Genomic DNA, 5,880 nt, shown 5'->3' on the forward strand with positions numbered 1-5,880 from the left:
GCCATCATAGGTCATTTTAAGAGAAGGGTCACAGGGACAGGTAGGGATACCATCAGAGTTAAAAGTAGGTTTCGTTCGAGGAAAAGGTAGAGCTACCAGAATTAAATGGCTTTGCCCTATGTCCAAAAAAGTTAGACTAAACGGTAAAACTACTTATATCCTTCAATGTGATAACCCCTGTACCTCTTCTAAATGCGGCAGAATATTCTATACTACCCTTGATATTGATTTTAGAAAAAACACTGTTGTCCCTCGTAACTCTAAAAAGTGGTCCAAACTTTATGAAAAACGCCCTATTATTGAAAAATCTATTTCTCTTTTAAAAAGTTCTATCGCTGTTGATAGCTTTAAACTCATAAATACCAGGTCAATCAAAGCTGATGTTTTTCTTTCTGCTACACTTACCATATTGGTTTAATTATTACTGCAAAGCTTGGTACTTTTGAACATCCTTTATCTTTGAAAAAACTTTTGGCTTGATAACTTGTTCTTATGGTTTGATTCGTTTGTCACCTTTTTACATTAAAAAGGTGTGTTAGGCATTGTCTTTTTTGAATTTGTATCTTTTTCCTGTCTATCCTTTTTACTTCTTTTTTACTTTGAATTTTAAATTAACATGTAATTTTCATCTTTTACCCTAATAATGTAACTTTTTTACTTTGATATTTACTTCATTTTGCAATCACCTTAAAAAGTAATTGAAAAATTATCTAAATACCAATTTTGTACAATAAATAACATATTAACTTAATCAAATTGCTTTTTGAATACTAGGGCATATATAATCTTTATTTTTTAACTTTCTTGACTTTCTTGGTTCCCACCCAAATAACGAACTTGTAAATATGAAAGTATTGCCAATATCACAAAAAACACAAATGACATTGCACTTGCTAATCCAAGATTTCCACTAGTAAATCCTGTTTCGTATATATACTGAATAATAGGCCGTGTTGCATTACCTGGGCCACCCCGTGTCACCAAATATATTTGTCCAAAAACTTTAAAAGAAGCGATAACCTGTAAAATTGTAACCATAAGTATTATTGGCTTTAATTCTGGCAATGTTATATACCTTATCATCTGCCAGATATTTGCCCCATCTATGGCAGCTGCTTCATAATGTTCTTTGGGAATATCTTGTAAGCCAGCCAAAAATAGCATCATATTGAATGCCATTGTCCACCATGTAGTAATAATTACTATTGAAATCCATGCCAAACTAGTCTCATTTAACCAAAATAATTCAGATTCTATACCAAGTTTATGTAACTGATAATTTAAAAACCCCGTATATGGCTGTAATATAAATACCCATGCACTACTAACAACAGCTACAGATAGAATATTAGGAATAAAGAATATAGCACGTAGAGCAGTTCTCCCAATTAATTTTTGATCTAAAATTAAAGCTAAGAAAAAAGGCAAAATTATTAATACAGGAGTTGAAATAATAGTAAAAAAAGTAGTATGCCACAATGACAACCAAAAATCTATGTCTTTAACAACTATTATATAGTTTTTAATCCCAGCAAAGTTTTCTCTTCCTGCCAAGCTCCAGTTATTAAAACTTATCCATAATCCATAAAAAATAGGTGCTAATCCAAAAATGATATAAAATATTGAATAAGGAGCTAGAAAAAATGCAGCTACTAAATTATTAAATAATTTTTTTTATTACTATAATTAGTTTTATTATTTATCACTTTTTTGGCACTTACTATAGTTGTTGCAGGCATTATTTTATCCCCTCCAATTTTATTATAATCGTATTTAGGATTATCTCCTAAAATGCAGGAGATAATCCTAATAATTAAAATATATTTTAATTAATGATTTTTATCTATTAAGTATTTTTTCCATATCTTGTACTGCTTTCTCTAAACCTTTATCTACTGTAACTTTTTTCGCCCAAATTAAATCTAAATCTTGTACTAATGCGTTTTTAATTGGCCATAGCTTGCTCGATTGTGGTAAATATACACCTTCGTCTGCTGCTTTCACATAATCTGTTATCCACGGTAATTTTTTAAATTCTTCCGATTCTAGTACTGACATGTAAGCAGGAATATGTCCAGCTTTCGCCCACATCCATCCATGTTCAACTACCCAATTTGCAAAAATGACAGCTGCTTTAATCTTGTCTTCATTTTTATTCTTTTGAACCGGTATTACAAAAACATGTGAATCTATCCATGTAGCAGGTTTATCAAATATTTGTGGAAAAGGCATAGCACCATAATCTAACCCCTTTGTTTTATCGAGTTGCGATGTAAACCATACCCCTGTTGGCAAGAGAACGGCTTTACCTGCTTGGAATAATTGATAAGTATTTTGCAAATTAAGAGGTACTAAACCACTTGAGAAAAAGTTTAAAACATATTCAGCAGCTTTTTTAGCTTGTTCATTATTAATTATAACATTTTTACCACTTTTATCTAATAAACCTGGCCCTTCTAATTGATTATATAATGCCCACCATGTACGGTATGGATCTTCACCTGCTGAAGGAAGTGCCATTGTGATTACACCTTTTGGAGCTTTTTCTTTAATTTGTGTTAAAAACTCGATAAAACCATCTGGACCCGGTTTTATTAGAGGCTTTCCATCATCACCTAATAACCCCATATTTTTTAATAACGTTTTGTTGTAATACAAAATATGCGGATGAGCATCTAATGGTATCGCATAATGTTTTCCATCAAAAATTGTAGCATTTAAAATATTTTGATTAAACTCAGACCATTTAACATCAAATTCGTCCAGTGGATAAACGATTCCTTTCTCTACAAGCTCTCCTAATCTAGAGGTATGTGAAATAGCTATATCTGGTGCAATACCTCCAGATACACCAGTTATAAGTTTGGTGTAATATGGATCACCCCACTCTAAAGTGAGGGGCTTAACTTCTATATTGGGATGTTGTTTATTGAATTCTTTTACAATTTCATTCATTATCACTCCATCGCCGCCACCAAATAAATTCCAATATGTTATTTGTATTTTACTCTCTGATGTAGTTGCATTTGCTGATGGTTGACTTGTTTTTTCTGATAATTTGCTTGATGGTTCTGATGTTTTACTGGAACAACCGCCTAATACAAATGACACTGTAAGAAGAAAAACTAGTATTAATGATAAAATTTTAGATTTAATCATAACATTACCTCCTTTAAATTTACAAAATAATACAAGTAAACAAATCCAAACACTTTTTCAGTTGATACTAAATTAATCACCCCCTTTAAATTAAATTTCTAGACTTCTGCATAATTTAAAAGCCCTCATTTAAGCCACTCCTAAAACATTTATTGTCACCTGTTTATATTTATAACTTTGATATGACTAAGCCTCTTACTTTTTACTGCCCTTTCCCCTAGTAAAGCTAGTACCAAACTAAATAATCCTGCCCTTTAAAAACAATCAATTTAAATCTGATAAAGATTATAAATGCTGAAATTATTACTCTCGCTAACCTTGATATGGCTATGTCTCACCTTGATGATAATCAATAAAAAGTTTAATTTAGAAGATATTAATTTTTTATTGATGATAAAGACTAGATGTTAAAAATTTTGTAAGAAATATATTCTAAACCATTGTTTTACTACTCTTACTAAGATAGATTCTAAAATTGTATTTTACTTACTCATATATAATCTATTTGCTATCTCTAATAATTTTATGTTTTTATTAGTTTTTTAGCTATTTAATTTATTAAACTTAAACACAATTGATCTAATTAAATTTATAAAATGCTTATCCTCTAACACTAAACTTGTATATGGTATTTGAAGAATATTTTTCACCTGGTTTTAATATATAATAAGGAAAATTAGGATGATGAATTGCATCCGGAAGTCCTTGTGTCTCTAAACAAATCCCCAAGTATTTTCGTAAAGAAACTCCATACATATCATTTTCTTTTAATTGATTACCCGTATATACAACCACTCCCAGTTCATCTGTTTCAATAGTTAAAGTACGCCCACTTTCTAGATCCCATAACATAATTTCTTCATCATTGTGAGTATTCAATATAAAAGGATGATCATACCCTCCATTTGCTACTTTTATTTGTAGATGGTTTGATGTAATTCCTTCTTTTATAAGTTTTCCTTCTCGTAAATCAAATGGTGTATTAGTTACATCTAATATCACTCCTGTTGGAATCAATTCTTCATCTAATTCTAAAAACTGATCACTTTTTATTTTCAAAACATGATTTAAAATGTCTCTTTTTAAATTGCCACTTAAGTTAAAATAAGTATGATTTGTCATGCTAAGTAAGGTATCTTGATCAGAAATAGCTCCATAAGAAATAGAAAATTCATTGTTATTGTTAAGTGAATAAGTTACTTTTATCTCTACATTTCCTGGATATCCTTCTTCTTCATTTACGCTAAGGTACGAAAGTTGTATTGCAATTTCCTTTTCTTTTTGTACAATTTCTGGTTCCCAAAAAACCCTGTTAAAACCTTTTAAACCTCCATGCAAGTGGTTGTTGTTTTCGTTTTTGTTCAATATATACGTTTTCCCATTTAAGTCAAACATCGCATCTTTAATCCTACCAGCTACTCGCCCAATAATAGCACCAAAATAAGATAAGTTGTTGAGATAAGGCTCAATTTTGTCAAATCCTATTACAATATTTTCATAATTTCCTTTATTATCAGGAGTTATAATTTTGGTAATTATGCCCCCATAATTAAGGCAAGTTATTTTGATACCTTTATCATTCGCGAGAGTAAATGATATCACCGGTTTATCTCCTATCTTTCCCCATTCTTTTTGGATAACTTCCATAAAATTTAACTCCTTCTTTCAATATCCATATTTAGAGTATTTTTATAAAATCTTTTTACTTTTCTCTTAAATTCAAACAAATTTCACAGCTCCGACAAATTATCAATATTATTTAATATTTTTAGCCACACCATATTAGCTTATAAAGGTCTTCCATCCTAAAAACTTTATTAAAGTTTTTAATTAATATACATTATTCCGATTTAAAGATTTTCATTATTTAATTAATTTATTCATCCAAATATTTCTAATTTATTTCAGATTTAAACTAACTTCTTTAAAGTAAACATTTATTTGTTATATAAATTAACATTATTCTTGTAACTTTATTTTTTATTTTAACTAACTCCTATATTATATATTCGACATGAATTCGAAAATTCCTTCTTCGAAAGTGTAATTTATTAAAAATTTTTATAAACTTTTTGTAACCAAAAATTTACTTCCTGCAATATTTTTCTACAACCTCATCAAATGCACCTTCATCTATATCTTTTACATTTACATTATTGTAAAGCTCCCATTCTTCAACATGCTCAACAGTTTCACCGGGCTGTAATTTTGTAAATGGACTTAATGTTTCTATTTCAAGCATCCAATCATTTGTATATGTTTCAAAAGATACGCCAAAGTCAGGATATGTTACATCTTGTTGTGGATAATATCTTTTTACAAAGAGATGTCCTCCTCTTGCGTAAGCAGCCCAACCTTCTTGGTTATTAATTCCTAACTTAAAAGGTTCTCTGTTATTAGGATCTTGTTTCAGTGCAATATATTTTTCTCCCCAATACACCCTTTTATCATTCATTTTAGAATAAGGCCAGAGTACAATTTGCCTATTTGGAAGTAAATCTGTGTCTTTATTTGGTTGAGGAATTATTTCTATACCTTCTGTGTTTAACACTGTTATTGTCCATGCTGAAAGCTCAATAGGCCATGCTCCAAGATTAGTTATCCTGTGTACAAGCCTTACTCTACTCTCATCAGGACTTAAGATTATATCGATTTGCTTTTGTGTGTTAACCCATTTTTCTGGCTTTTGAATAAGTCTCACACCGTTTTCTATTTCATGCC

General features: G+C 30.0%; 4 protein-coding genes and 1 pseudogene. 1 reads left to right on the forward strand and 4 read right to left on the reverse strand.

Annotation, left to right across the window (positions count from 1 at the left end; genetic code table 11):
• Positions 1 to 49: 49 nt before the first annotated feature.
• Positions 50 to 480 (forward strand): annotated as a pseudogene (locus tag M663_RS15775) (DDE transposase); the annotation flags it as partial.
• 315 nt (positions 481 to 795) lie between these two features.
• On the opposite strand, the gene M663_RS0113930 reads toward M663_RS15775, so the two are convergent.
• From M663_RS0113930 to M663_RS0113950, 4 genes are all read right to left on the reverse strand, one after another.
• Entirely contained in the window at positions 796 to 1,554 is a 759-nt protein-coding gene (locus M663_RS0113930; RefSeq protein WP_273702759.1) for a sugar ABC transporter permease, read from the reverse strand.
• A gap of 285 nt (positions 1,555 to 1,839) precedes the next feature.
• Positions 1,840 to 3,159, reverse strand: a complete 1,320-nt coding sequence (locus tag M663_RS0113940; protein ID WP_029689370.1) for an ABC transporter substrate-binding protein — start codon at positions 3,157 to 3,159, stop codon at positions 1,840 to 1,842.
• 600 nt (positions 3,160 to 3,759) lie between these two features.
• Positions 3,760 to 4,806 (reverse strand): aldose epimerase family protein, encoded by a 1,047-nt coding sequence (locus M663_RS0113945; protein ID WP_029689372.1) that lies wholly within the window; start codon positions 4,804 to 4,806, stop codon positions 3,760 to 3,762.
• A gap of 439 nt (positions 4,807 to 5,245) precedes the next feature.
• Positions 5,246 to 5,880, reverse strand: a 635-nt coding sequence (locus M663_RS0113950; protein ID WP_042805426.1) for a hypothetical protein, incomplete at its 5' end; no start/stop codon positions are given.

The sequence above is a fragment of the Thermoanaerobacter sp. A7A genome, from assembly GCF_000445185.1.
In the GTDB taxonomy this organism is placed as follows: domain Bacteria; phylum Bacillota; class Thermoanaerobacteria; order Thermoanaerobacterales; family Thermoanaerobacteraceae; genus Thermoanaerobacter.